The organism is Massilia sp. SYSU DXS3249 (assembly GCF_053668055.1).
Map to the genome: position 1 here is coordinate 1 of NZ_JBSIPX010000014.1, position 26,339 is coordinate 26,339.

Genomic DNA, 26,339 nt, shown 5'->3' on the forward strand with positions numbered 1-26,339 from the left:
TTGCATGTGTAAAGCATGCCGCCAGCGTTCAATCTGAGCCAGGATCAAACTCTTCAGTTCAATCTCTGTTTTCGCCATTTCTGGCAACCTCTTGCGAGGTGTCGCTCACTCAAAATACTGACCGTCATCTCATTGCTGAGATAACGTATTTCTTTTTTGTGAACATTTGATAATTTAAGTAATCAACTGAACTAGTCAGCTGGCACCTTCATCAAACGCCCACACTTATCGACTGTTAATTGTTAAAGAACTTATTCGGTACTGCTTTGCTGTGTTCTGCGAATCGTTTTGTTCGTCAGCAGCACAGAAGTGAGATTATGCAGTGTTTCGCTTAACTCGTCAACCCCTTCGTTTTTTCACCACGCTGTTCGTAGCGCACTGTCGACACCGCCAACTACTTGATTTCGTTGGCTGTTTCGCAGCACTACTGCAGCGGGAGGCGCATTATAGCGAACCCCGGCGGCGCTCCGCAAGTCTCTTTTTTCGCGCCGGGGTCCGTTTTTTCAGCTCACTCCGTCAGCGTCAGCAGCTGATAGTTGGGGTCGGCTTTGATCTTGTCCTGCGCGAAGGGCAACAGCGGCCATTCCTTGCGCGAGAACACCCCCAGCTGGTCCGTGTAATACGGCGAACGCGGGTTGGTCGACTGGCCATAGGTCAGCATCGCCTGGGCGACCGGGCCCGCCTCGTCGAAGGTCACGGTCTGGATATAGCTCTGCCCCCAGTACACGCCGTTGTAGCCGGTCGCGGTCAAGCCGCTACGCATGGTAAGCGAGTTATAGGAGCCATCGATGTTGCCGATGCCGCCGTGCAGCTGGAAGCGCACCCCGTTGCGCGTCTCGGTCTGGTAGTCGCCCAGGCGGCCGTCGAGCGGAATGCCCAGCGACTGCAGCTTGAGCGCCGCGTTCTTCAGGGCAGTCAGCATCGCCGGCACCGCACCTGGCGCCACGCCCTGCGGGGTATTGACCGGATCGGCCGGATTGAAGGGCACCGCCCATTTATTCGGGATGCTCGCCGCCGCCGTCCAGAACTCGCGGAACAGCACGGCGCCGCGGCTGTCGACATTGACCTTGCGGTCCCAGGCGCCCAGCGCCGCGCAGGCCTGCAACAGTACCTGGTCGCTGCCGCTCGAGCAGGCCGGCAGCAACTCCGGCAGGACGAGTTCGGCCGCGAACAGGCGGTTGGCGAAGGCCAGCCTCTGCAGGTCGGCGAGTTCCAGCTTTTTGCCCTGGGCCAGCAGTTCCTCGAATTGCTTAAAACCGATGCGCGTGCGCAGGTGCTGTTCGACGCCGACGCGGCCGTACAAGGGCGAGTAGCCGAGCGGCGCCGGCCCCGTCAACAGGGCTTTCGAATTAGTCAGCCAGTAACTGTCGTTCGAATTGCCGACATAGTCGGTGCGCAGCATGGACGGGCCATTCGCCGGCGAGAAGATGCCGGCCGGCGCGTTCGCATCCTGCTCCCAGGCGCAACTGCTGCGCGAACCGTCGAACATCAGGGCCGCCGGCAACAGCATGCAGCCGTTTGCGAACTTGGTGGCGTCCATGTGCGGCACCACGCTGGCGTCGGCGTACAGGGCGTTCCCCGCGCGGTCGGCAGCAACCGTGTTCACCCAGGGCAGGCCGACGACCTGGTCGAGCGCGGTCTTGAGCGCCTGCACGCTGTTGGCCTTGCCGATACCGAGCCATTGTTCGAGCATGCGGGTGTTGTTGCGGTTCGGGTCGGCCAGCACGTAGGCGGCACTGCTGGTCCAGTTCATGCCCGCTTCCGGCCGGACGATGACGGCGCCCTGCTGGCTGAACCAGAAGGTCTTGCTGCGCTTGGCCAGCGTACCGTCCGCCTGCAGCAGGTCGACGCTCACCGTCTTCGACGTCATCTTGACCGGCTTGCCGTCATATAGATAGGTGGTGCCGCTGGCGTCGCCCGGATCGAGCGCCAGGCGGAAGGTCGTGAAGTGGATGGCGGTGGTGACCGTGTGGCTCCAGGCGACGTCGCGATTGAAGCCGATGACGACCGCCGGGACGCCGCCGATGATGACGCCCATCGCGTCGTAGCGGCCGGGCACGGTCAGGTGGGCTTGATAAAAGCGGTCGGACGAGGTCCAGGGATAGTGCGGATTGCCGAGCAGCAGGCCGCGGCCGTTACTCGACAAGTCCTTGCCGACGGCGAGCGCATTGCTGCCGATGCCTTGCCGGTTGAAGCGGTCGAGCCGCGCCAGCAGGAACGTGGGATCGAGCTTCGCCGAATCCAGCTTCGTCCTGCCCGCGCGCGATGCGACGCTGCCCGAGCAGCAAGCCGGGCGCCCGGCGGCCACAAATTCTTTCGAAAACACCTGGCCCGAGGCATGCAGGGCTTTCTCGGCCATGACCAGGTACATGTCGTCGACCGTGATCGGGCGCACCCACTTGGCGTCCTTGCAGGCGGCCGGATACTGCCCGGCGAAATTCTTGATGTAGCGGTTATAGCCCTCGACATAGCCCTCGACCAGCTCGCGCGGTTCGGCGCTGCCGGCGGCATAGTTGGCGCGCAGTTGCGCAATGTCGAGATAGCCCTTGAAGAAGAAATCGCTGTCCTCGTTCTTGAGGTCCATGAAGCCGCTGGCCGCGCCGTATTCGTCGCCGGTACGCTGGGTCGCCCTGGCTTCGCCGCCGAAGAACTGCGAGCGCTCGCCGCGCACCGTCAGCACCGAATCGGCGAACATGCAGAGGTTGTCCTGGGCGTAGGCATAGGCCAGGCCATAGCCGAGGCTGCGGAAATCGTTGGCGCGCACGTGCGGCACACCGTAGGTGGTGCGGGCGACGTCGACGTTGATGCGGGAGGCGGTGCTGACGGGTGGGGGCGGAGAAGTTCCCGGACCCGGGTTGTCGGAATCGCTGCTGCAGCCCGCCAGTACAAGGAAGCTTGCGGCCAGGCCGGCTTGCAGGAAAAGGGAACAAGGGCGCCGTGGAGCGCCTGGCTGACGTTTCATGTTAACGCTTTCTGCGGCGCTGCCGCGTGCGAGATGAAAAACGAAGAACCCGTGGGGCGCCGTATGATGCGCCCATGTTGACGCGGAGAGTCAGTTTGGATGCCTGCCAGCTGCTTGCTAAGCTAGCGAAGTTGATGGCTTGCCCATCAAGCGCGTCCAGCTATTTATTCTGGTGCGGTCCGTGCCAGGGCGAGCGGCAGCACTGGCCCCGCCTTCATGCCGGCGCTGGCGATTGCCGCCTCGAGCGCGGCGATGCGCGCCGCCATCGCGGGATGCGAAGCAAAATAATGGGAACCGGGAAGCTCGCTGTCCTGCTTGCCCTGCAGCGCGCTGAAGAATTCGGTGGCCCCGCCGGCATGGCCGTAGCGGCAATGCAGCACGCGCAGCGCCAGCATATCGGCCGCCGATTCGCGCGAACGCGAATAGCTGCTTTCTCCCAGTCGGTGCACCGGCGCCAGCACGCCCGCCAGCGCCGAATTGTCGCCGGTGACGAGCGCAGCCAGGCCATACAGCACGATGCCCCGGCCCAGCGCGCGCAGGTGGTCGCGGTGGGCCAGGTGCGCCAGCTCATGGGCCAGCACGAAGGCCAGGCCGTTTTCCGATTTGACGTGGGTGAGCAGCCCGGAAAACACATACATGGTCCCGCCCGGCACGACCATGGCGTTCGGCGTGGCCGAGGGGTTCAGGCGCACCTGCGCCGGCCCGGCCAACCCGACGCATGGGCGCAGGCTGTCGACCAGCGCCTGCACCTGCGCCCGGCGTGGATCGGGTTTGACTGTCTCGGCCGGCATGTGCTCGGCGATGATGCGCGTGAGCGATGCTTCGGTGTCCGGCGCCATGCGATCGACGACGGCGTCGATGAGCAGGCCCAGCAGGAAAAACCCGACCAGCGCCAGCGCCCCCAATGCACCCAGGATCAGCAGGAAATCCTTGAGCGGATGCTCCTGCGTGACGTTGTCGTTGCGCTCCTGCAGCGACGGCGCGTACTTCATGGCGCGGGCGGATCCACGAACCAGAGCGCCGTGCCGTAAGCGAAGATCTCGACCGCGCCTATGCCGCCGGAGGCGTTTTTCGAGAGTGGCACCGTGTCCAGGCGCAGGTTGACGATTTCATGCGCACCCGGGCAGCTTTCCTTCAGGCGCAGCACGGCCTCGCGCTTGGCACGGTCGAGCAGGCTCTCGTGCGACTTGACCTGCCCGCCGACGATCGAGCGCAAGGCCGCCGTGGCGCGCTTGAAGTAGTCGACCGAGACGACCGTGCCGGCGCTGACCAGCTCGCAGCGGGCAACCTGCCCCTCCGTGACCGGGAAGCGCCCGGCCGTCGTCGGCAGGTGCAGCCAGGCTTTTTCGCGCGCGTGGATCGACCGGTAGTGGCGCTTGTCCGCAATCTGGCCGCAGATGTAGCCGAGGATGATCGGCACGCCCCAGAACAGCAGCAGGAAAAGAAGGTCCATCTCAGCTGCGCACGGTCACTGCGGTACCGTAGACGTAGATCTCGGCGGCGCCGGCCGCGACCGACGAGGTCGAGAAGCGCACGTTGACGATGGCGTTCGCCCCCATCTGCTGCGCCTGCGCCTTCATGCGCTCGATCGCCTGCTCGCGCGACTCCTCCAGCAATTCGGTATAGCCGCGCAACTCTCCGCCGACGATGTTTTTCAGTCCTGCCATGATGTCGCGGCCGACGTGCTTGGCGCGCACCGTGCTGCCGGAGACGACGCCGTGGCTGGTCGTGATCGTCATGCCGGGAATGGTTTCGATATTGCTCATGAACATGATGGCTTTCCTCATTAGCTGAGCATGCATTCTAGGCATGTGTGTTTGCTAATTGCAATTAGGAAAGCATCGATATGCGGCGCGGGTGGCGGCTGTAGCCTGCGGCATACGCCGGACACGTAGGATACATAGGACAAAAAAAACCCGCTGAGCTCACTCAGCGGGTTTTTCTCTTATAACTAGCCTGACGATAACCTACTTTCACACTGGTTGCAGCACTATCATCGGCGCAAAGTCGTTTCACGGTCCTGTTCGGGATGGGAAGGGGTGGGACCGACTTGCTATGGTCATCAGGCTTAACTTGCTGGGCGACTGTTCCACAACTGGGCAACAGCTTCCCTGAATTCCGGGTCGCATTCTAACAGGCAACTTACAACCGCGCCAGTGCCGATGTTGGTCCCAGCGCGTAAAATGCCCCCTTTGCCGCTTCGCTACCCTGCCTTTTTCCGCCATGACCATCCTGCTGTCCACCCTCAACGCCCGCTACACCCACGCCTCGCTGGGCCTGCGCTACCTGCTGGCGAACATGGGGCCGCTGGCATGCGACACCCGCATCCAGGAATTCGTCATCGGCGCCAAGACCACCGACGTCGTCGAGCGCCTGCTGCAACACAGCCCGCGCATCGTCGGCTTCGGCGTGTATATCTGGAACGTCGAGGAAACGACCAAGGTCGTGGCCATGCTCAAGCGCGTCGCGCCCGAGGTGACCGTCGTGCTGGGCGGCCCGGAAGTATCGTATGAAACGAACGAGCAGCCGATCGCCAGACTGGCCGACTACGTCGTCACCGGCTGGGGCGACGTCACCTTCCCCAAGCTGTGCGCGGAGATCGTAAATGGCCCCAAGCCGCTGATGAAGATCCACGCCGGGGTGCAGCCACCCATGGCCGAGATCGCCCTGCCCTACGCTTTGTACAGCGACGAGGACATCGCGCACCGCACCCTGTACGTGGAAGCCTCGCGCGGCTGCCCCTTCAAATGCGAGTTCTGCCTGTCCTCGCTCGACAAGACCGCCTGGCCCTTCCCGCTGGACGACTTCCTGGCCCAGATGGAAAGCCTGCACGCACGCGGCGCGCGCCTGTTCAAGTTCGTCGACCGCACGTTTAATTTGAACGTCAAGACCAGCCAGCGCATCATGCAGTTCTTCCTCGACAAGCTGGCCGCCAACCCGGACGACCCGGTTTACGCCCACTTCGAGCTGGTGCCCGACCACCTGCCGGAAGCGCTGAAGGAAACGATCGCCCAGTTCCCGCCCGGCGCCCTGCAGTTCGAGATCGGCATCCAGAGTTTCAATCCCGAGGTGCAGGCCCTGGTCAGCCGCCGGCAGAACAACGAGAAGGCGGCCGACAACATCCGCTGGCTGTGCGAGCACTCGCAGGCCCACCTGCACGTCGACCTGATCGCCGGCCTGCCCGGGGAAGACATCGCCAGCTTCGCGCGCGGCTTCGATCAACTGGTGGGGCTCGGTGCGCACGAGATCCAGTTCGGCATCCTGAAACGCCTGCGCGGCACGCCGATCATCCGCCACACCGAGCCTTATCGAATGGTGTACGACCCGGCGCCGCCCTACACCGTGCTGGCCACCAGCCTGATCGACTTCCCGACCATGCAGCGCCTGGTGCGCTTTGCCCGCTACTGGGATCTGGTCGCCAATTCCGGGCGCTTCGCCAACACCGTACGCGAACTGCTGGGCGTGCGTCCGTTCGAGAACTTCATGGCGTTCTCGAACTGGATGTACACGAAGACGGACGCCACCCACCGCATCGCCCTCGACCGCCTGGCGAAACTCGTCGTCGAATGGCTGACCCTGACCGGCATGGAACGCGAGCGGGCCGCGGCCCTGGTGGCGAGCGACTATGCCGGCAGCGTCGACGGCGCAGCCAAAGCAAAGGAAAAGGAAAAGGCGGCGCCGGCGGCGGCCCTTGCCGCCCCATCTCGTCAACTTCGTCACCTCGCGGCCTGAGCACGCTAGGGTGACGGCCCATGGCAGAGTCGGCGAATTCCTTTTACACTGCAACAATGCAGATTGAAAATACGCCAATATTGACGATTCAACCTTCCGCCGGCGGCGTGGCGCAATCTGTCATGGCAACCGGCGTCTGGCAGGTGCATGCGCTGAGCCAGAAGGGCCGGCTCAAGGGCATCAACCGCATGCTGGCCGGCTTGAAAAACAAGTCCGAGCTGGCCTGGGACCTGACGGGGGTCGAGAGCATCGACCACATCGGCGCCCAGATGCTGTGGAACGCCTGGGGCAAGAAGCGCCCCGGCCGGCTCCAGCTCGACCCGCGCCAGGAAGAGCTGTTTGCCCGCATCGAGCAGGCCAGCAAGCACAGCCTGCCGCGCCAGAAGGTCAGCCCGCTGAACTGGATCATCGTGCTCGGCGCCGGCCTGCTCAGCTTTTTCGAGCACCTGCACGGGTTCATCGAACTGATCGGCCGCCTGGTACAGGACCTGGGCCGTTTCATCCGCCGCCCGAACACCGGTCCCTGGCGCGAGATCTCGGCCAACATTTATCACTCCGGCTTCCAGGCGCTCGGCATCACGGCCCTGGTCGGCTTCCTGATCGGCGTCGTCCTGTCCTTCCTGTCGGCGCAGCAGCTGCGCCAGTTCGGCGGCGACATTTACCTGGTCGACATCCTCGGCATGGCCGTGATCCGCGAACTCGGCCCGCTGCTGGCGGCAATCCTGGTCGCCGGCCGCTCGGGTTCCTCCATCACCGCCCAGCTCGGGGTCATGCGCGTCACCGAGGAGCTCGACGCCATGCTGGTGATGGGCATCTCGCACGGCTACCGCCTGATCATGCCGAAAGTGGTGGCGCTGGCGATCTCGATGCCGTTATTAGTGGTCTGGACCGACGCCATGGCCCTGATCGGCGGCATGGTCTCGGCCAAGATCGAGCTGGGCATGTCGTTCCGCTACTTCCTGCAAAAGCTCCCCGATGCGGTGCCGATGGTGAACTACACGATCGGCCTGTTGAAAGGCATGACCTTCGGCGTGCTGATTGCGCTGGTGTCCTGCCACTTCGGCCTGCGCATCAAGCCGAACACCGAAAGCCTGGGCCGCGGCACGACCACCTCGGTGGTCACCTCGATTACCGTCGTCATCCTGGCCGACGCCGTCTTTGCGATCATCTTCAGCGGGGTCGGATTCTGATGGCGGACACCCAGCGCAAGCCCCAGCAGCTCAACCGCAAGCCGGAAGAAGACGTCGGACCGCCGGTGGTCGAGATCCGCAACCTGTGGACCAAGTTCGGCAAGACCGTCGTGCACCAGGACCTGAACCTGGAGATTTACGCAGGCGAAATCCTGTCGATCGTCGGCGGTTCCGGCACCGGTAAAACCGTGCTGCTGCGCCAGATGCTGGGCCTGGAAACGCCCTCGCGCGGCTGCGTGCGCGTGTTCGGCGAAGACATCAGCGAGGCCGGCCCCGAGCAGCTGCAGCGCATGCGCAACCACTGGGGCATGCTGTTCCAGCAGGGCGCGCTGTATTCCGCGCTCAGCGTGTTCGACAACATCGCCCAGCCGATGCGCGAACTGCGCGCCCTGCCCGAGGATGTGATCCGCGACGCCGTGCTGCTGAAAATGGATATGGTGGGCCTGGGCGCGGAACATGCAAACAAGATGCCGTCCGACCTGTCGGGCGGGATGACCAAGCGCGCAGCCCTGGCGCGCGCGCTGGCGCTGGAACCGAGGCTGCTGTTCCTGGATGAGCCGACCGCGGGCCTGGATCCCGATGCGTCGGACGCCTTCGTGACGCTGATCCAGGCCCTGCACCGGGAACTGAAACTGACCGTGGTGATGGTCACCCACGACCTCGATACGCTGTTTGCGCTGTCCTCGCGCATCGCGGTCCTGGCCGAGAAGCACGTGCTGGCGGTGGGACCGTCGCGCGACGTGCTGCGGGTGAACCATCCGTTCATCAAACATTTCTTCCTCGGCGGACGCGGCCAGCGGGCACTCGAAGTGCTCGATGAGCGCGATGAGGAACGCGACGAGGAGCGCGACGAAGCCGCCGAAGAGAAACCCAAGGAGTGACATGGAAAACCGATCTTATGCCCTGATGACAGGCGTCTTCACGATCGCCCTCTTGATTGCCACCGTGCTGGTCGGCCTCTGGCTGAACCGCGACAAGACCGACTTCGCGCCTTACGAAATCGTCACCACCCAGTCGATCCCCGGCCTGAACCCCCAGGCGACCGTGCGCTACCGCGGCCTGGAAGTCGGCCGGGTCGACGAAATCGTGTTCGATCCGAAGGTGACCGGGCAGATCCTGATCCGCCTGTCGGTCGAGGAAGGCTCGCCCGTGACCACGACCACCTTCGCCTCGCTCGGCTACCAGGGCGTGACCGGCATCGCCTTCATCCAGCTCGACGACGACCGCACCGGGTCTCCCCTCTTGAAAACCGATCCTGACCACGTCGGCCGCATTCCGCTGCGCCCGGGCCTGCTCGACCAGCTGGAAAAACGCGGCCTCGCCATCCTCGACCGCACCGAACAGATCACGGCGCGCATCAACAATCTCATGAGCGACGAGAACCAGAAGACGATCATCGGCGCCTTCGACAACATCAGCAAGGCCGCCGCCGCGTATGGCGAGATCCCCGAGCGCCTCGGCCCGACCATCGACAAGCTGCCGCGCATGGCCGACAAGCTCGACCGGAGCCTGGACTCCTTCAACACCTTCGCCGACAGCGCCACCACGACGGTGCGCAACTACGACCGCCTGGCGACCGGCCTGCAGGCGCCGGACGGCCCGATCAACCGCCTGAACGACGCCATCGGCTCGCTGCAGGGCGTGACTTCCGACCTGGAGGCGGAAACCCTGCCGCACCTGATGCGCATGACCGACGAAGCGCGCACGGCGCTGCGTTCGGTGCGGCGCACCTCCGACGCGATCGGCGACCGCCCGCAAAGCATCCTGTTCGGCGGCCCCAACCTCCAACCCGGCCCCGGCGAACCCGGCTTCGTCGCCCCGACCAAATGAGGCTCAACGTGACCCTGACACTGCCCCGCATCCTCGGCGCCGCCGTCCTTGCCGCGAGCATCGCCGGCTGCGCATCCGGCAGCAAGGCGCCGGCGAACAGCCAGTTCGATTTCGGCCCGCTGGGCCCGCCGCTCAGCCCGCTTGGGGCGCCTGCGCCGCAAGCGGAGCGGCCCTCCATCGCCGCCATTGTCGTGATGGACGCCACCGGCTCGCCGGCCTTCGAGAACGAGCGCATGCTCTACCGCCTGAACTACGACGACCCGCTGCAGGCGCGCACCTATGCCTACGCCCGCTGGGCCGCCAATCCGCTGATGCTGGTGACCCAGCGCGTGAAATCGCGCCTGGCCCAGGCCGGCATCAAGGTGCTGTCGGCAACCGACTCGAACACCAACGTGCCGATCCTGCGCCTCGAGGTCGACGATTTCGCGCATGCCTTCGCCAGCACGACCCGGAGCGAAGGGCAACTGGTGCTGCGCGCCTCGGTGTTCGACCGCCACACGCTGCTCGACCAGAAAACCTTCAGCCGCGCCACCCCGGCGCCGAGCGCGGATGCGCCCGGCGGCGCGCGTGCGCTGGCCGCCAGCACCGACGGCGCCGCCGCCGATATCAGCGCCTGGCTGGCCGGCATCGACACCCGCAAGCGATGACCAACACCGACGTGCCGGTGGACGACACGCCGGTTCCGGAGGAAGAGCGGCGCCGTCGCGGCTCGCCCATCTCGCGGGCGGCGCTGCTGGCCTACCTGCTCCTGATCGTCTACGCCAGCTGGTTCCCGTTCACCGGCTGGCGCAACAACGGGCTGCCGCTGCTGGGGTTCATGAACCTGGTCAAGCAGCGCTACTGGACCGGCTTCGACGTGATGGTCAACATCGTCGGCTACGTGCCGCTCGGCGTGTTGCTCGTGCTGGCCCTGTACCCGCTGGTGCGCGGCGTGTGGGCGGCGCTGCTGGCCACCATCATCGGCTTCCTGGTGTCGGGCACGATGGAGGCGGTGCAGAACTTCCTGCCGAGCCGCGTGCCCTCGAACCTCGATTTGCTGACCAATTCGGCCGGCGCCTTCATCGGCGCCTGCCTCGGCCCTTTCCTGGCGCGCGGCCTGTTGCTGGAGGGCCGCCTGAACCGGCTGCGGCGCCGCTGGTTCGCGCCGCACGCCAGCCAGGGCCTGGTACTGCTCATGCTGTGGCCGCTGGCCCAGATCTATCCGCAAAGTTTTTTGTTTGGCCACGGCCAGGTGCTCCCTATTATTTCCGGGTGGCTGACAAAACTGTTCGACGAGGAGATCGACCTGGTCGCCATGCTGCGCCAGGGGCCGGCGATGAGCGTCGAGCAGTACTGGCTGTCGGAGACCATCATCACGGCCTGCGGCATGACCGGGGCGGCGCTCACCCTGCTGTGCCTGCTGCGCCGGAGCGCGCCGCGCTACACGCTGGTGCTGCTGATGGTGGGCGCCGCGCTGGTCGTGAAGGCGCTCGCCAGTTCGCTCCTGTTCCGCCCCGATAACGCCTTTGTCTGGATCACGCCCGGCGCCGAGGGCGGCTTCCTGATCGGCCTGATCATGCTGGCGGGCCTGGCCTTCGCACCGCAACTGGCGCAGCGGCGCCTGGCGGTGGTGAGCCTGATCCTGAGCCTGATCGTGGTGAATACGATTCCGGCGAACCCGTATTTCACGCTGACGCTGCAGGGCTGGGTGCAGGGCAAGTTCCTGAATTTCAATGGCGCGGCCCAGTTCCTGTCGCTGTTGTGGCCCTTCTTCGCCTTGTGGTTCCTGCTACTTCCTTCGCATAAACTCAATCGCGGGTAAGATTGCGGCTGGTTGCAAACGCCCCTACCGGAAGGTACCGACATGAACGACGAGAACAAACCTTTCTACGAACACCACGTGTTCTTCTGCATGAACGTGCGAGAAGGCGAGAATTGCCGCCAGAGCTGCGGCAAGGCGGGCGCCGAAGTGGCGCAGAAGCATGCGAAGAAACGCATCAAGGCGCTCGGGCTGAACGAGCCGGGCAAGGTGCGCATCAACCAGGCCGGCTGCCTGGAGCGCTGCGAAGAAGGCCCGGTCGTGGTCATCTACCCGCAAGGCACCTGGTACACCTATGTCGACACGGCCGACATCGACGACATCATCGACTCGCACATCCTCAAGGGGCAAGTCGTCGAGCGCCTCAAAATCTGATCTTTCAAGCAAGTACATGAACAAGTTTTCGAAACGTTTTACGCTCGACGGCCCGGCCGGCAAGATGGAATGCATGCTCGACCTGCCGGAAGGCGCGCCGCGCGGCATCGCCCTGGTCGCCCACCCGCACCCGCTGTACGGCGGCACCATGGAAAACAAGGTCACGCAGACCCTGGCGCGCACGTTTGTCACGCTCGGCTATGCGACGGCCCGCTTCAACTTCCGCGGCGTCGGCCAGTCCGAGGGCGTGCACGACCGTGGCCACGGCGAAGTCGACGACATGGCCCACATGATGGCCTACATGCAGGAACAGTATCCGGGCCTGCCGGTGGCGCTGTCGGGCTTCTCGTTCGGCACCTTCGTGCAGGCCCAGCTGCGCGCGCGCCTGGAAAACGAGGGCAAGCCGGATGCCATCGAGCGCATGGTGCTGGTCGGCACCGCCGCCGGCAAGTGGCCCATGCCGCACGTCCCCGAAGACACGATCCTGATCCACGGCGAACTGGACGATACGATCACGCTGCAGATGGTGTTCGACTGGGCACGGCCGCTGGAAATCCCGGTGATCGTGATCCCGGGCGCCGACCACTTCTTCCACAAGCGGCTCAATCCCATCAAAAATCTTGTCGTGCAAATGTGGCGCCGTGACATTTCAGCGCAGCATTGACCTATAATTAGGCACTTCTTGGATTGATTCCATTGGGCAACGCCATGCGCCTTGCCCATGGAGCTTTACTGCTACGCGTACTTTCCTCCGCTTCACCACCCTACTGACTCACATTTTGCTCCCATGAAAAAACTGATTGCGGCCGTGGCCGCCAGCCTGCTGATGATGTCGGCAAGCGCGCAAACCGTGCCGGCCCCGCAGATTGCCGCGCGCTCGTGGCTGCTGCTCGACGCCACCAGCGGCCAGGTCATCGCGGCCCAGGAACCGAACACCCGCATCGAACCTGCTTCGCTCACCAAGATCATGACCGCCTACGTCACCTTCCAGGCGATCCGCGACAAGAAGCTGGCCCTGAACACCATGGTCAACGTGTCGACCCGTGCCTGGAAAGTCGATTCGAGCAGCTCTAAGATGTTCATCGACCCGGCCACCCCGGTCAGCGTGGACGACCTGCTGCACGGCCTGATGGTGCAGTCGGGTAACGACGCAGCCGTCGCCCTGGCCGAAGCCGTCGCCGGCGACGAAGGCACTTTCGTTGTGCTGATGAACCGCGAAGCCCAGCGCCTGGGCCTCAAAAATACCCGTTTCGCCAATCCGCACGGCCTGCCGAGCCCGGACAATTTCTCGACCGCGAACGACCTGGCCCGCCTGGCCGCCGCCGTGATCCGCGACTTCCCCGAGTTCTACAAGATCGACTCGGTCAAGCAGTTCACCTACAACAAGATCACCCAGCAGAACCGCAACCGCCTGCTCTGGCTCGACCCGACCGTCGACGGCATGAAGACCGGCCACACCGAATCGTCCGGCTACAGCATGATCGCCTCGGCCCGCCGCCCGAACGGCGCCAGCGGCCAGCGCCGCCTGATCTCGGTACTCTCCGGCGCCAGCTCGGATGGCGTGCGTACCCAGGAAAGCCAGAAGCTGCTGAACTGGGGCTTCCAGAACTTCGACACCGTCAAGCTGTACTCGAAGGGCCAGCCGATCGCCACGCCGGAAGTGTGGAAAGGCGCGCAGGAGACCGTCAAGATCGGCTTCACCAACGACATCCTGGTGACGGTGCCGAAAGGCGTCGCCGGCAAACTCAAGCCTGTGCTCGAGCGCCAGGACCCGCTGATGGCTCCGCTGGCCCGCCACGGTCGCGTCGGCACCCTGAAAATGATGGTCGACAACAAGCCGCTGCTGGTGCTGCCAGTGGTCGCGCTGGAAGAAGTGCAGGAAGCGAGCATCTTCGGCCGCGCCTGGGACTCGGTGCGCTTGATGATCAAGTAAGCGGATCGCTGTTTCGATCGATGCCCGCCCGGTTCGCACCCGGCGGGCATTTTGTTTTATACACGGGGCATGCCGGAGGGATGTAGGGTGTGCGGCTCCACCTAGGAGAATGCGGACACGCTGCTTTAACGCCGCCCACGCGTTCAACCACCACATGAAACCTCGCGACAGATCATCCGCTGGTTGAACGCGTGGGCGGCGCATGGGCAGCAGGCAGATCATCGTCCAGGGTGGAGCCGCACACCCTACGGGCCTGTGCCCCCTCTACGAGAGGCGTGAGCGCGTACGGCGCCGCCTGTTTAGGGTCGCGCCGCTATAATGCACAGCTACCTCCCCAGCAAAAAAGCCCTGCCGATGACCCAAGCTGCCTCCCTCTCCTGCCCCCGCATCGCCACCCGCAAGGATGGCCATGGTCTGTCCCTGTCCCGCGTGATCGCCGGCATGTGGCGTCTCGGCGAGTGGGACATGTCGGTCCAGCAGCGCATCGCCTTCATCGAGGAATGCATCGCGATGGGCGTGACCAGCTTCGACCATGCCGACATCTACGGCAACTACGGCGTCGAGGCCTTGTTCGGCGAAGCCCTGCGCGCCCAGCCTTCACTGCGCGGGCGCATGGAGCTCGTCAGCAAGTGCGGCATCAAGCTGGTGTCGCCGGCGCGACCCGAGCACCGCATCCAGCACTACGACACCAGCCGCGCGCACATCTTCGCCTCGGTCGACAACTCGCTGCGCCAGCTGGGTACGGATTACCTCGACCTGCTGCTGATCCACCGCCCGGATCCGCTGATGGACTTCGACGAGGTCGCGGAAGCATTCATCCACCTGCAAACGAGCGGCAAGGTGCGCCATGTCGGCGTGTCGAATTTCACGCGCCACCAGTTCGAGTCGCTGAACCGGCGGGTGGCGCTGGCCACCAACCAGGTCGAATTCTCTCCGCTGCACACGGCGCCGATGTTCGACGAGACCTTCGACGGCCTGCAGGACCTGGGCGTCGCGCCGATGATCTGGTCGCCGCTGGGCGGCGGGCGCCTGTTTACCTCCGATGACGCCCGCAGCGTGAACCTGCGCGCCACCATCCAGGAAGTTGCGGACCGCGTCCAGCAGCCGTTTGTGAGCGTGGTGTTCGCCTGGATCATGGCTCTGCCTGGCCGTCCGATGCCGCTGACCGGCAGCGGCAAGCTCGCTTCCGTCGCCGCCGCGGTCGCCGCAACGGGCTTCACGCTCGAGCGCAGCGACTGGTTCGCGATCCTGCGCGCGGCGCGCGGTCACGAAGTGGCCTGAGGAACACCATGGCGGAGCCGGTCAAGATTGTCGAGGGAAGCGCGCTGACGGCGCAGCAGAAGAAGGATTTGCTGAACCGCCTGGCCCGCATCGAGGGCCAGTTGCGCGGGGTCCAGAAACTGATCGCGCTGGCGGCCGAGCCGGCCGACTGCGAAGCGGTGGCGCAGCAGATGGCGGCGGCGCGCAAGGCGCTCGACCGCTCTTTCGTCCAGCTGCTGACCGCCACCGTCGTGACCCACAGCGAAGCGGCCGAGGACCTGGCCGACGCACGCGCGGTCGCGGCTCGGCTCGCGGCCTTGCTCGACAAGTTCGCTTAAAAGCTTCTTACAGCTTCTCTTCGTCCTCGCTCTCGTCCGGGTAGACCACCGGCGGCGCAACGCCGCGCCAGCCGGTGCGCCAGCCGATGTTCAGCAACAGCGTCGCGCTCACGTAGATCAGAAAGAACAGCACGAAAAAGCGCGTCTGCAGCATGATCAGGAGCAGAACGGCGGCGGCAATCACGATTAAGATGCCTTTGGTCAGGCGTTGCTTGCTGCTAGGAAATCTTACCGTCGACACCATCAGAGTCCCCACCGCGACCATCAGCGCCATCACGGCGAAGGCGCCGGCGCTGGTCCTGACGGGTTCGGGCCAAGCCACGACGACCGAGGCGACGCAGGCGGCGCCGGCGGTGATCGGCATGCCGACGAAGTAGCGCGGATCGGTGCGCCCGACCGAGATATTGAAACGGGCCAGGCGCAGCGCGCCGCAGGTAACGAAGATGAAGCAGGCCAGCCCGCCCATGCGCACGATGGTCGGGTGGGCTTCTCCGAGCTGGGAAAAGCCGTAGCAGTACAGCAGCAAACCGGGCGCGCAGCCGAAGTTCATGACGTCGGCGATCGAATCGAGCTGCACGCCGAAGGCGGACTGGGTGTTGGTGGCGCGGGCGACGAAACCGTCGAGCGCGTCGAACACGCCGGCCAGCACCAGCAGGATGGCGGCCAGCCGGAAGTCGCCGGGTGCGCCGACCTGGGCGTTGTCGACCGTAATGACGATGCTGCCGAATCCGCAGGCGATCGACAGCAGCGTCACGAAACTCGGCAGGGCAAATTTGGCGCGCGCAAGGCGGGTGGGTCGAGGCTGGTTCAATTCGTGTCCGGGCAAGAGAAGGATGGCCCTATTCTACAGGGCACCCGCCTGCGGTCGCGCACGCTGCTTGACGTCATGCATATTGGTTTTGTCCTAGAATGTGCCACTTTGGCGCGAATACGAATTGGGAGTACAGGGATGAGCGAGCTGCTGCGCGTGAGGATGGTGTTGGCGGGATGCGTGACCGCCCTGGCCCTGGCTGCTTGCGGCGGCGGTGGCAGTGACGGTCCGGACACGGTCACCCCGCCGCCGACCGGCAACGCGCCCCCGCAGCAACCGGCAGCGCCCGTCAATCCCGACCCGCTCACCCCTGCGCCCCCCGTCACGCAGACGCCGGTCGCACCCGGCGCACCTGTCCTGACTGGTAATATCGCTTTCGACGGACGCGAGTGGATCAATTTCCGCCGCACCCAGATCGGCATGACGACGCTGACGCGCAATACCGTGGTCGACGCCGCCGCCCAGGGCCATTCGGAATACCAGAGCACCAATAACGACATCACCCACGACCAGACGCCCGGCCGCCCGGGCTTTACCGGCGCCACCCTGTCCGACCGCCTGCAAGCGGCAGGCTACGTATTCAATACGAACAATAGCCGTGCCTTCGGCGAAGTGATTTCCGCCACCAACAACGGCTCGGGCCAATACATGGCCGAGGAACTGATCACCGCCATCTATCACCGGTTCGTGATCTTCGAACCCGTGTTCAAGGAAATCGGCACCGGCGCGGCCACGGGAAGCACGGGTCGTAATTACTTCACCGCCAATTTCACCGCCAACAACGGCTTCGGCCCAGGTTTGGCGAGTGGGCAGGTGGCAGTATGGCCGTTCAGCGGCCAGACGGCCGTTCCGCGCAACTTCTTCAGCAATACCGAGTCTCCCGACCCGGTTCCCGACCGCAATGAAGTCGGCTATCCGATCAGCGTGCACGCCAACATCGACCGCACCATCCTGGTGACCACCTTCAGCGTGCGTCCGCGCGGCGGTGCCGAGATGGCGGTGCGGCTGCTGACCAATGCGAACGACACCCATACCGGGCGTTCGTCGGCCGCAATCGTGCCGCTCGCGCCGCTGGCCACGAACACCGTCTACGACGTCAGCTTCACCGGCACGGTCGGCGGCATACCGGTGTCGCGCACCTGGTCGTTCACGACCTTGTAAATCGCCGATGACCTTCCCATCCAGTGCGCCGCCGGCAATCGATCTGGAAGCCGGCGTCGAGCGCCTGATGGGCAACCGTCAGATCTACCTGCGCGCGCTGGCGCGCTTTCGCCATGACTACCGCCACGCCGGCCCCACCATCCGCGCCGCACTCGCCGGCGGCGACCTGGCGCTCGCGCAGCGCCTGGCGCATACGCTCAAGGGGGCGGCCGGGATGATCGAAGCGGGCGCGCTGTACGCATCCGCGCTGGCGCTCGAAAGCGCCCTGCGCGGCGGAGAACGCCATGTCGACGCCCTGTTCCTGCACACCGAGGAAGCACTGGCGCGCGTGCTGCGCGAACTCGATGAGATGGCCCCCTCCGAGGAAGCATCAGTCTCCGCGGCGGTGCCTGCCCTGCCCGGTGCGCGGGCACGGCTGCGCGCGATGCTCGACATCGGCGACGGCGCCGCGATCGACCTGGTCGCGGCCGCGCGCGCCGAACTGGTGGCGGAACTGGGAGAGCGGGAATATGAAGCCGTGCGCGCGGCGGTAATGGAATTCGATTACGAGCGCGCACTGGAACTGCTGGACCGGCCTAAAGCAGCCGGTAGATAAGGCACTACTGCGAAGGCGCCACTGCGAAGGCACCATCTACGGCGAGCGATGCGCCGCCGCGATGGCGAGATTGTCAGACGTTCAGCGCGTGTATTCGGCTTCTTCGTCGAACGCGTCGGTACAGTCCTTGCCGCAGAAGCGGCGCACGCTGTCCACCGGCTTTTCGCAGTACCAGCACGAGCCCTTCGGCGGCAGGCTGAGCCGCGTTGGCCGCGCCTGCACGGCGGAAGCTGCGCCGGCCGACATGGCATCCGGCGCCACACTGTCGCTCATCACACTGTTCTGTATCGTTTCCAAGGTCCACCTCCTGCTGCAACACATCGATCCGTGAAGCAATATTACTGTAGCGGAACATTCCAGGCATGAGCCAACGCAACCGGAAGTCCCTTGTCAGGCAGCGCTGCCACAGCCGTTCCTGATGCTTCAGTGTGCGCTCAACCCGGCGCAGCCGCAATGCCTCGTCGCCGCCTTTTTACGGTTGCGGCAAGCTTGCAACAGCTCGCCGGATGACGGCGGCGAGCACGTCAAAAGCATGTCAGCGGCGGCGTCAGCTGCGGAAATCATAGCAGTACGGATGGGGCATTCCGGCCATGATCCAATCGTGCGCGGCGCATAAAAGAGGTCTTTTGTGTAACAGATTGCAAGGCCCGGCTCAGCGTGGCTGCGCCGGCTCCAGCGACACCCGCAGGCCGTTCGCCGTGGTCGCAATCCGGGTCGGCACGTACTGCACGCCCGCATAGCGCAGGTCTTCCATGCGGAAGCTGTAGACGGGGATGTCGAGGATGGCGCGGTCGAGCAGCCCGTTGGCGGCGCGCGCGAGCTGGCGCTGCACCGATTCGTCGATGCCGCTGACGGCAAAGCGCTCGATGCGCGGCTCTGCCAGGTAGACGCCGCTGCGCGCCTGGTCGATGTACAGCCGGCCCGAAAACGCCAGCGTGCCGGCCAGCGGGTTGCGCAGGAAGGATTGGGCCACGCTGGCGTCCACCGTCAGCGAAACGCGGTCGCCCGGCAGCACGTTCAGCTGCGGGCGCGACAGGCGCACGTCGAACAGTTCGAGCAGGCGGTTGTCGACGGGGAAGCGGCGGTCCAGGCTCGCCTGCAGCTTGTGCAGCGGCAGGTCGACTTCGCGCGGGCCGAGGAGGCTGGAGCAGGAGGCCAGCAGGGTCAGTGCGGAGGCCGCGGCCAGGCCCGCCAGCAGATTGCGCCTTGTGCGCAGGTTCGTTTCAAGCATGTTGGCTCCTCTGTTTGCTTGAGGAGAGCCTAGCACGGCAAGCGCGTTCCTGTTTTCTGTAGGGTGGGCTCTTGAGCCCTCGCGGGTCATCGCCAGCGATGACGCTACTTGCCGATACAGAAGCGGCTGAAAATCACCCCCAACAAATCGTCCGGCGTGAATTGCCCGGTGATGCTGGACAGCTGGTCCTGCGCCAACCTCAGCTCTTCGGCGAACAGGTCGAGCGACTGGTCGTCCTGGGCCGCGTGCTGGGCCGCCAGGTCGAGGTGCTGGCGTGCGCCGCGCAGGGCGATCAGGTGGCGTTCGCGCGCGAGATACAGCGACTCCCCGGTCTGCTGCCAGCCGGCGATGCGCAGCAATTCCGCGCGCAACAAATCGATGCCGAGCTTTTCGTTGGCCGACAAATAAATGTGGGTCGCGTCCGCCGCGCCCTCGACCGCGGCGCGGTGGCCCGACAAGTCGATCTTGTTCCAGATGCGCACCACCGGCACCCCGGCCGGGAAAGCGGCGACGATCTGTTCGTCGGCTGCGCTCGGGCCCAGGTTGGCATCCAACAGGTGCAGGATCACGTCGGCCTTGCCGACCTCGCCCCAGGTACGCTCGATGCCGATGCGTTCGACGACATCGATACCGTCGTCGATGGCGCGGATGCCGGCCGTGTCGATGATATTGAGCGGAATGCCCTCGATCTGGATCGTCTCGCTGACCTTGTCGCGGGTGGTGCCGGCGATCGGGGTGACGATTGCCACCTCCGCCCCGGCCAGCGCGTTCAGCAGCGAGGACTTGCCGACGTTCGGCTGCCCGACCAGCACCACGTTCAGCCCTTCGCGCAACAATGCGCCCTGGGCCGCCTGGCGGAACACGTGTTCCAGCGAATCGATGATGCCGGCCAGTTGTCCGCGCGCGTTCGATTTTTCCAGGAAGTCGATTTCCTCTTCCGGGAAATCGAGCGTCGCCTCGACCAGCATCCGTAAATTGATCGTCTGCTCGACCAGGCGGTGCACCACCTGGGAGAAGGCGCCCGACAGCGACTGCGAGGCGGATTTCGCCGCCGCTTCGGTCGAGGCGTCGATCAGGTCGGCCACGGCTTCGGCCTGGGCCAGGTCGAGCTTGTCGTTGAGGTAGGCGCGGCGCGTGAATTCGCCGGGTTCGGCCAGGCGCAGGCCGGCTTCCTTCCCCGCTTCCAGCACGCGCGCCAGCAGCATCTGCAGCACGACCGGGCCGCCGTGGCCGTGCAGTTCCAGCACGTCTTCGCCGGTGTAGGAATGCGGGCCCTTGAAATACAGGGCCAGGCCCTGGTCGATGACCGCGCCGTCGCCTGCTTTAAAAGGGATGTAGGTGGCGTGGCGCGGCGCCAGGACCGTGCCCGGGAACAGGGTCTCGATCAGGGGAGCGAGCGCTTTGCCGGAGGCGCGGACGATGCCGACGCCGCCGCGTCCGGGTGCGGTGGCAATCGCCGCGATGGGTGAGGTGTCTAGCTTCATGCGCGAATTGTAGATGATTTAAAGCAGGAACCTGCCCTGCATAAAAAAAGCCCGTGGAATCCACGGGCTTCTTGTTGGTACCTGACCTCGTTACTTCTTGACGGTCTCGTACTTCTTGGTGATGACCCACTGCTGCGCGATCGACACCAGGTTGTTGACCACCCAGTACAGCACCAGGCCCGACGGGAAGAACACGAACATGACCGAGAAAGCCAGCGGCATGAACAGCATCATCTTCGCCTGCATCGGGTCGGCCGGTTGCGGGCTCAGCTTCTGCGTGATGAACATCGAGCCGGCGTACAGGATCGGCAGGATGAACCACGGGTCAGGCTGGGTCAGATCCTGGATCCAGCCGATCCACGGCGCGCCGCGCATCTCGACCGAAGCCTGCAGCACGTAGTACAGGGCCAGAAACACCGGCATCTGCACCAGGATCGGCAGGCAGCCGCCCAGCGGGTTGATCTTCTCGGCTTTATACAGCTCCATGGTCGCCTGCTGCATCTTGACCGGGTCGGCTTTGTAGCGCTCGCGGATCGCCTGCATCTTCGGGGTCACGACGCGCATCTTCGCCATGCTGCGGTAGCCGGCTGCCGACAGCGGGAAGAAGGCCAGCTTGATCAGGATGGTGAAGGCGATGATGGTCCAGCCCCAGTTGCCCAGTACTTTGTGGATCTGGTCCATGATCCAGAACAGCGGCTTGGCGATGATCGCGAACATGCCGTAGTCCTTGACCAGTTCCAGGCCCGGGGTGATGGTTTCCAGCGTCTTCTCGTCCTGCGGGCCCGAGTACAGACGCGCCGTGTTCGAGACGGTGCCGCCCGGCGCCACGGTGCCCAGCGGCTGGACGGTGCCGATCGCGTACAGGTTGGTTGCCAGCTTCTTGGTGAAGATCTCACGCGCGGCGTTCTCGGACGGAATGAAAGCCGACACGAAGAAGTGCTGCGACATCGCCACCCAGCCGCCGTTGGCCTTGGTCGAGTGCTCGGCCTTGCCCTTTTCGATGTTTTCGAAGGTCAGCTTCTGGTACTTGTCTTCCGGCGTCCACAGGGTAGGACCGGTGTAGCTCGGCATGAAGAAGGAATCGCCCGGAGGCTTGTTGCCGTCGTGCTGCAGCTGCAGGTAGAGCGAAGGCTGCACCGGCGCCGCAGTCAGGTTCGTCACATCGTGGCGCACGTCGATGACGTAGTCGCCGCGTTTGAAGGTCAGCGTCTTGGTCAGCTTCACGCCGCCCTGCTCGGCTTCGAGCACGAGCTGCACCGAATTGTTGCCGTCGAGCGTACGCATGCCTGGACGGGCCACGAACGCGGTGTTGTGGTTCGGCAACACGCCGGCCGGGGTCGAACCGATCAGGCCGGTCTGGCCGAGGTAGACGTTATTGCCGGCCACGTTGAACAGGACCTGGTTCTTGGTCTTGTCGTACTGGTCAGGATACTTCAGCAGCTCGAGGTGGCGGATCACGCCGCCCATGGTGTCGATCTCGGCCTTCACCACGTCGGTGGTGATGGTGATGCGCTCGGCGCGTACCGGCGCAGGCGCGGCAGGCTGGGGAACGGCGCCCGGCACCGTACCCGGCTGGGCGGCCGCGGCGGGAACGCCGGCGGTGCCGTTCGGAGCGGCGGCAGTGGTCGGCGCGGTGGCAACCTTGGCCGGCGGCGTGGCCGAGAACATCGATTGCTTACCGTTCGCCATCATCCAGTTGTTCCACAGGATGACTAGCGAGACGGTGAAGACAATCCACAGAATGGTACGTTTATTGATTTCCATTGAGGTATTGATCAGGAGTGGTTGCAACCGCAAGCGGCTGAATGGGAATGCTTGCGCCCCTTGGGCGGCACGGGGTCGACGCCGCCCGCGTTCCAGGGATGGCAGCGGCCGAGGCGGCGCGCGGCCAGCCAGCTGCCGCGCAGCGCACCATGGGTCTGGAGCGCCTCGATGGCATAGCTGGAACAGGACGGATAAAAGCGGCAGTTTTGCCCGAGCATCGGAGACAACACGAGCCGGTAGGCCCGCACGATCCAGATGAGCACGGTTTTCATGAGACTGAAGGTGCAGGCGCCGGTGCCGGCCCCGAGGGCCGCCGCGGGCGCTGCGATGCCAGCAGGCGCGACAGTTCGGCGTGCAGCAGGCGCTTCAATGCGCTGTTGGTCGCCGGACCGGCCTTGGTGTTGACCGGGCGCGCCAGGCGCACGATGCAGTCGACGGCCTGGATCTCGTTCGTGCGGAACAGCTCGCGCGTGACGCGCTTGATGGTATTGCGGGTGACGGCGCGCGGCGCGAAGCGCTTGGCCGCGACGATGCCCAGCCGCGCATGAGGCAGCGGGCTGGGCCGGGTGTAGAGCACGAAATGCGCGGATTTTTGCGTCGGCCGCAAACGAAAAACGGATGAGAACTCATCCGTTTTTAGAATGCGACGAGCGCGCGCGAAGTCGTGCGAACCTTCGCCTGTCATGGCTGACCGCGGTCGATCAGGCACTACTGGCTTAGACAGCCAGACGCTTGCGGCCCTTGGCGCGGCGTGCGTTCAGAACCTGGCGGCCACCACGGGTAGCCATACGTGCGCGGAAGCCGTGCGTGCGCTTGCGACGAACGACGGAAGGTTGGTAAGTACGTTTCATGGTGGTCTCGCTTAAAGCAAAATAGGATGCAAAATCGGGTCTGACGTCTTACGTCAGGAATCGGCGCCAATGACAGTTCGCAGTTTGTTAAGCCAGCGTTACGCCACAGCTCGTCCGCATTTTTTCAACCATCAATTACTTGGCTGACAGGTCGGCGGACAGGGAACCCTGAATTAGACCCTACTTGACACTTGGCTGTCAAGGCAGGTGTTGTTTCCGACTGTCGCGCGCACTTGGGATAACTCGCCTTTTATCCCCAGCCGATCGGCGAAAATGTCGCGCTGCCTGTGGATAACTACCGAGAAAACGGGTAAAATAGCGTGTTACGTATCATTAAGCCGCACACATGGAAAACTTTTGGCAGACCGCTTCCGCGCAGCTGGAGCTCGAGCTGACGCCGCAGCAATACAGCGCATGGATCAAACCGCTCGTCGCCCTCGATTACGAGGACGGCAAGCTGCGCATTGCAGCGCCCAACCGCTTCAAGCTCGACTGGGTGAAGACGCAGTTCGCCAACCGCATCACCGCGCTGGCCTGCCAATACTGGGAAGCCCCGGTCGAGGTGCAGTTCGTGCTCGACCCGCGCCTGAACATGGCGAAGAAGCCGGCCGAAGTGCGCCCTGCCCCGGCGGCATCGACCGAAGGCCAGCTGCGCCCGTCGGCGCCCAGCGTCGAGCCCCAGCCGAACCTGAACATCGCCAACTCGCCGAAACGCGAGCAGAGCCGCATCAACCCGGACCTGACCTTCGACAGTTTCGTGACCGGTAAGGCCAACCAGCTGGCGCGCGCCGCCGCGATCCAGGTCGCCAACAACCCGGGCGTGTCGTACAACCCGCTGTTCTTCTACGGCGGCGTCGGCCTCGGTAAGACCCACTTGATCCACGCGATCGGCAACCAGGTCATGGCCGACCAGCCGGGCGCGCGCATCCGCTACATCCACGCCGAGCAGTACGTGCGCGACGTCGTCACCGCCTACCAGCGGAAAGGCTTCGACGACTTCAAGCATTACTACCACTCGCTCGACATGCTGCTGATCGATGATATTCAATTCTTCGGCGGGAAAAGCCGCACGCAGGAAGAGTTCTTCTATGCGTTCGAGGCCCTGATCGCCGCCAAGAAGCAGATCATCATCACCTCGGATACCTATCCGAAAGAGATCACCGGCATGGACGACCGCCTGATCTCGCGCTTCGACTCCGGCCTGACGGTCGCGATCGAGCCGCCGGAACTGGAAATGCGCGTCGCCATTCTCTTGAAGAAGGCGCAGTCCGAGGGCGTGACCCTGTCGGACGACGTCGCCTTCTTCGTCGCCAAGCACCTGCGCTCGAACGTGCGCGAGCTGGAAGGCGCGCTGCGCAAGATCCTGGCCTATTCGCGTTTCCACGGGAAGGACATCACGATCGACATCGTGAAGGAAGCCCTGAAGGATTTATTGTCGGTGCAGAACCGCCAGATCTCGGTGGAAAACATCCAGAAGACGGTCGCCGACTTCTTCAACATCAAGGTCGCGGACATGTACTCGAAGCGGCGCCCGGCGAACATCGCCCGCCCGCGCCAGATCGCCATGTACCTGGCGAAAGAGCTGACCCAGAAGAGCCTGCCGGAAATTGGCGAACTCTTCGGCGGCCGCGACCACACCACGGTGCTGCACGCGGTGCGCAAGATCGCCGGCGATCGCCAGAAAAACCCCGAGTGCAACCACGAACTGCACGTGCTGGAACAGACCCTCAAAGGTTGATCGGCGGGAGCTCAGCCGGGGGTGGCAATTACCCCCGGCACACGGCAAAATAGTGCAGTAGTAAAACTTTCATCAAATAAACCTTTCGAGGACATTTATGCAATTGGTCAAAACCACCCGAGACACGCTACTCCGGCCACTGCAGATCGTGAGCGGTATTGTCGAGCGTCGGCACACCATGCCGATTCTGGCCAATATCCTCATCCGCAAGGACGGCGAGAGCGTCTCCTTCCTGTCGACCGACACCGAAGTGCAGATCACGACGCACGCCAACATCGGTTCCGGCGACGACATCACCGGCACCACGGTTGCCGCGCGCAAGCTGCTGGACATCCTGCGCGCGCTGCCGGAGTCGGGCGACGTCACGATGACGCTGGCAAACAAGCGCCTGGCTGTGCAGAGCGGCAAGTCGCGCTTTGCCCTGCAGACCCTGGCCGCCGAAGAATTCCCGACCGTCTCGGTTGCCGACACGTATAACGCCTCGGTCACCCTGCCGCAAAAGACGCTGAAGCACCTGTTTAACATGGTGCACTTCGCGATGGCCCAGCAGGACATCCGCTACTACCTGAACGGCCTGCTGCTGGTGCTGGACGGTAATAAAGTAATCGCAGTCGCTACCGACGGCCACCGCCTGGCCTTCTGCCAAGTGCAGGCCGAGCAGGAATTCGAGCGCCAGGAAGTCATCATCCCGCGCAAGACCATCATCGAACTGCAGCGCCTGCTGGAAGAAAGCGACGAGACCGTGCGCCTCGACATCGCCGCCTCGCAAGTGAAACTGACCTTCGCCGACATCGAACTGGTGTCGAAGCTGGTCGAAGGCAAGTTCCCTGACTACACCCGCGTGATCCCGAAGGGTTACAAGAACGACTTCACGATCAGCCGCGACGAACTGCTGCGCTCGCTGCAGCGCGCCGCGATCATGACCAGCGATAAGTTCAAGGGCGTGCGCTGCATCATCACCCCGGGCAGCATGAAGATCAGCTCGACCAATGCCGACCAGGAAGAAGCGGTCGAAGAACTCGAGATCGACTACGGCGGCGACCAGATCGACATCGGTTTCAACGTGACGTACCTGCTCGACGTGCTGAACAACCTGAAGTGCGATCAGGTGAACATCGCGCTGGGCGATTCGAATTCGTCGGCCCTGATCTCGATTCCCGACAATGGCGACTTCAAATATGTCGTCATGCCGATGCGCATTTAAAAGATGATGCATCCCGGGCTGCCTCTTGTTTAATCAGCGGGCGGCCCGAACTGAGCAGTCTGAATACACAGTTTTTTGAGAA

General features: G+C 64.2%; 27 protein-coding genes and 1 rRNA gene. 15 read left to right on the forward strand and 13 right to left on the reverse strand.

The features are described 5' to 3' along the window. Positions 1-508: 508 nt before the first annotated feature. The 5 genes from ACWCIA_RS16150 to rrf form a co-directional block, all read right to left on the reverse strand. Complete coding sequence (locus ACWCIA_RS16150) at positions 509-2,962, reverse strand: penicillin acylase family protein (RefSeq protein WP_454164879.1); 2,454 nt, start codon at positions 2,960-2,962, stop codon at positions 509-511. Between the two features lie 164 nt (positions 2,963-3,126). Then, the gene (locus tag ACWCIA_RS16155; RefSeq protein ID WP_454164880.1) at positions 3,127-3,954 is read right to left on the reverse strand and encodes a M48 family metalloprotease; all 828 of its coding nucleotides are present in this window, start codon (positions 3,952-3,954) and stop codon (positions 3,127-3,129) included. Continuing rightward, the gene (locus ACWCIA_RS16160) at positions 3,951-4,415 is read right to left on the reverse strand and encodes a YbjQ family protein (protein WP_454164882.1); all 465 of its coding nucleotides are present in this window, start codon (positions 4,413-4,415) and stop codon (positions 3,951-3,953) included. Before ACWCIA_RS16160 ends, ACWCIA_RS16155 begins: the two co-directional genes overlap by 4 nt. 1 nt (position 4,416) lies before the next feature. Next, positions 4,417-4,734 carry a YbjQ family protein gene (locus tag ACWCIA_RS16165; RefSeq protein ID WP_454164884.1) on the reverse strand — a complete coding sequence of 106 codons (318 nt, stop codon included), beginning with the start codon at positions 4,732-4,734 and terminating at the stop codon, positions 4,417-4,419. A gap of 182 nt (positions 4,735-4,916) precedes the next feature. Next, positions 4,917-5,029 (reverse strand): 5S ribosomal RNA (gene rrf / locus ACWCIA_RS16170). A 156-nt stretch (positions 5,030-5,185) separates the two neighbouring features. Here rrf and ACWCIA_RS16175 point away from each other — a divergent pair. From ACWCIA_RS16175 to ACWCIA_RS16225, 11 genes are all read left to right on the forward strand, one after another. Further along, positions 5,186-6,694: a DUF4080 domain-containing protein gene (locus ACWCIA_RS16175; protein WP_454164885.1), complete on the forward strand. Its 1,509-nt coding sequence runs from the start codon at positions 5,186-5,188 to the stop codon at positions 6,692-6,694. Positions 6,695-6,750: 56 nt separating this feature from the next. Further along, a complete protein-coding gene (locus tag ACWCIA_RS16180) occupies positions 6,751-7,884 on the forward strand; it encodes an MlaE family ABC transporter permease (protein WP_454164887.1) in 1,134 nt (377 codons plus the stop codon). Then, entirely contained in the window at positions 7,884-8,765 is an 882-nt protein-coding gene (locus tag ACWCIA_RS16185; RefSeq protein ID WP_454164889.1) for an ABC transporter ATP-binding protein, read from the forward strand. The genes ACWCIA_RS16180 and ACWCIA_RS16185 overlap by 1 nt, the downstream gene beginning before the upstream one ends. A 1-nt stretch (position 8,766) precedes the next feature. Then, complete coding sequence (locus ACWCIA_RS16190) at positions 8,767-9,714, forward strand: MlaD family protein (protein WP_454164891.1); 948 nt, start codon at positions 8,767-8,769, stop codon at positions 9,712-9,714. 8 nt (positions 9,715-9,722) lie between these two features. Then, positions 9,723-10,361 carry an ABC-type transport auxiliary lipoprotein family protein gene (locus ACWCIA_RS16195; protein ID WP_454164892.1) on the forward strand — a complete coding sequence of 213 codons (639 nt, stop codon included), beginning with the start codon at positions 9,723-9,725 and terminating at the stop codon, positions 10,359-10,361. Next, positions 10,358-11,515 carry a VanZ family protein gene (locus tag ACWCIA_RS16200; RefSeq protein WP_454164894.1) on the forward strand — a complete coding sequence of 386 codons (1,158 nt, stop codon included), beginning with the start codon at positions 10,358-10,360 and terminating at the stop codon, positions 11,513-11,515. The genes ACWCIA_RS16195 and ACWCIA_RS16200 overlap by 4 nt, the downstream gene beginning before the upstream one ends. A gap of 42 nt (positions 11,516-11,557) precedes the next feature. Next, positions 11,558-11,887, forward strand: a complete 330-nt coding sequence (locus ACWCIA_RS16205; RefSeq protein ID WP_454164896.1) for a (2Fe-2S) ferredoxin domain-containing protein — start codon at positions 11,558-11,560, stop codon at positions 11,885-11,887. 16 nt (positions 11,888-11,903) lie between these two features. Next, entirely contained in the window at positions 11,904-12,551 is a 648-nt protein-coding gene (locus ACWCIA_RS16210) for an alpha/beta hydrolase (RefSeq protein ID WP_454164898.1), read from the forward strand. 123 nt (positions 12,552-12,674) lie between these two features. Next, on the forward strand, positions 12,675-13,820 hold the full coding sequence (locus ACWCIA_RS16215; protein WP_454164900.1) for a D-alanyl-D-alanine carboxypeptidase family protein: 1,146 nt from the start codon (positions 12,675-12,677) through the stop codon (positions 13,818-13,820). A gap of 354 nt (positions 13,821-14,174) precedes the next feature. Continuing rightward, complete coding sequence (locus tag ACWCIA_RS16220; protein WP_454164902.1) at positions 14,175-15,101, forward strand: aldo/keto reductase; 927 nt, start codon at positions 14,175-14,177, stop codon at positions 15,099-15,101. 8 nt (positions 15,102-15,109) lie between these two features. After that, positions 15,110-15,418, forward strand: coding sequence for a metal-sensitive transcriptional regulator (locus ACWCIA_RS16225; protein ID WP_454164904.1), 309 nt, complete (start codon positions 15,110-15,112; stop codon positions 15,416-15,418). Between the two features lie 7 nt (positions 15,419-15,425). Here ACWCIA_RS16225 and pssA read toward each other — a convergent pair whose 3' ends face one another. Continuing rightward, positions 15,426-16,229, reverse strand: a complete 804-nt coding sequence (pssA, locus tag ACWCIA_RS16230) for a CDP-diacylglycerol--serine O-phosphatidyltransferase (RefSeq protein ID WP_454164906.1) — start codon at positions 16,227-16,229, stop codon at positions 15,426-15,428. A gap of 138 nt (positions 16,230-16,367) precedes the next feature. On the opposite strand from pssA, the gene ACWCIA_RS16235 reads away from it, so the two are divergent. Together ACWCIA_RS16235 and ACWCIA_RS16240 are read left to right on the forward strand one after the other, a co-directional pair. Beyond that, entirely contained in the window at positions 16,368-17,390 is a 1,023-nt protein-coding gene (locus ACWCIA_RS16235; protein WP_454164908.1) for a CAP domain-containing protein, read from the forward strand. Positions 17,391-17,397: 7 nt separating this feature from the next. Beyond that, positions 17,398-17,985 carry an Hpt domain-containing protein gene (locus tag ACWCIA_RS16240; RefSeq protein WP_454164910.1) on the forward strand — a complete coding sequence of 196 codons (588 nt, stop codon included), beginning with the start codon at positions 17,398-17,400 and terminating at the stop codon, positions 17,983-17,985. Positions 17,986-18,066: 81 nt separating this feature from the next. Here the strand turns inward: ACWCIA_RS16240 and ACWCIA_RS16245 are convergent, their stop codons facing one another. The 7 genes from ACWCIA_RS16245 to rpmH all read right to left on the reverse strand — a co-directional run bounded on the left by ACWCIA_RS16245 (position 18,067) and on the right by rpmH (position 23,315). Continuing rightward, a complete protein-coding gene (locus ACWCIA_RS16245; RefSeq protein WP_454164912.1) occupies positions 18,067-18,258 on the reverse strand; it encodes a hypothetical protein in 192 nt (63 codons plus the stop codon). A gap of 379 nt (positions 18,259-18,637) precedes the next feature. After that, complete coding sequence (locus ACWCIA_RS16250) at positions 18,638-19,216, reverse strand: DUF1439 domain-containing protein (protein WP_454164914.1); 579 nt, start codon at positions 19,214-19,216, stop codon at positions 18,638-18,640. A 104-nt stretch (positions 19,217-19,320) separates the two neighbouring features. Further along, the gene (gene mnmE, locus ACWCIA_RS16255) at positions 19,321-20,700 is read right to left on the reverse strand and encodes a tRNA uridine-5-carboxymethylaminomethyl(34) synthesis GTPase MnmE (RefSeq protein ID WP_454164915.1); all 1,380 of its coding nucleotides are present in this window, start codon (positions 20,698-20,700) and stop codon (positions 19,321-19,323) included. 90 nt (positions 20,701-20,790) lie between these two features. Then, entirely contained in the window at positions 20,791-22,464 is a 1,674-nt protein-coding gene (gene yidC / locus ACWCIA_RS16260; protein WP_454164917.1) for a membrane protein insertase YidC, read from the reverse strand. A gap of 11 nt (positions 22,465-22,475) precedes the next feature. Further along, complete coding sequence (gene yidD, locus ACWCIA_RS16265) at positions 22,476-22,736, reverse strand: membrane protein insertion efficiency factor YidD (RefSeq protein ID WP_454164919.1); 261 nt, start codon at positions 22,734-22,736, stop codon at positions 22,476-22,478. Beyond that, positions 22,733-23,149, reverse strand: coding sequence for a ribonuclease P protein component (gene rnpA / locus ACWCIA_RS16270; protein WP_454165086.1), 417 nt, complete (start codon positions 23,147-23,149; stop codon positions 22,733-22,735). The genes yidD and rnpA overlap by 4 nt, the downstream gene beginning before the upstream one ends. Positions 23,150-23,180: 31 nt before the next feature. Next, the gene (gene rpmH / locus ACWCIA_RS16275; protein WP_040378179.1) at positions 23,181-23,315 is read right to left on the reverse strand and encodes a 50S ribosomal protein L34; all 135 of its coding nucleotides are present in this window, start codon (positions 23,313-23,315) and stop codon (positions 23,181-23,183) included. A gap of 346 nt (positions 23,316-23,661) precedes the next feature. On the opposite strand from rpmH, the gene dnaA reads away from it, so the two are divergent. Further along, a complete protein-coding gene (gene dnaA, locus ACWCIA_RS16280; RefSeq protein WP_454164920.1) occupies positions 23,662-25,053 on the forward strand; it encodes a chromosomal replication initiator protein DnaA in 1,392 nt (463 codons plus the stop codon). Positions 25,054-25,150: 97 nt separating this feature from the next. Then, the gene (gene dnaN / locus ACWCIA_RS16285) at positions 25,151-26,257 is read left to right on the forward strand and encodes a DNA polymerase III subunit beta (RefSeq protein WP_454164922.1); all 1,107 of its coding nucleotides are present in this window, start codon (positions 25,151-25,153) and stop codon (positions 26,255-26,257) included. The last annotated feature ends 82 nt before the right edge of the window (positions 26,258-26,339 follow it).